General features: G+C 47.4%; 1 protein-coding gene. It reads right to left on the bottom strand.

The window, feature by feature from the left end:
• On the bottom strand, positions 1-230 hold a 230-nt coding region (locus AB4486_RS27940), incomplete at both ends, for a coproporphyrinogen III oxidase (RefSeq protein WP_372120066.1).

Here is a 230-nt window from a genome sequence, read left to right on the forward strand (position 1 = left end):
TCAACATAGCGACCACGACGATAAAGTTGGAAATCACGCTCGCGCTCACCATAAGGCGTCTGTTTGCGTCGTTCTACAATTGGTAAGTATGCGGCTGCAAAACCTTCACCGACCGCCTGCATATAAGCAAAGCTCTTATCGAAGCCCCACTCATTTAAGTCATCAAAGAACAGACCACCAACACCACGTGTTTCATCACGGTGAGGCAGATAGAAGTACTTATCACACCA

This window comes from Vibrio sp. 10N.222.55.C6 (assembly GCF_041473395.1).
GTDB lineage: Bacteria > Pseudomonadota > Gammaproteobacteria > Enterobacterales > Vibrionaceae > Vibrio > Vibrio crassostreae_C.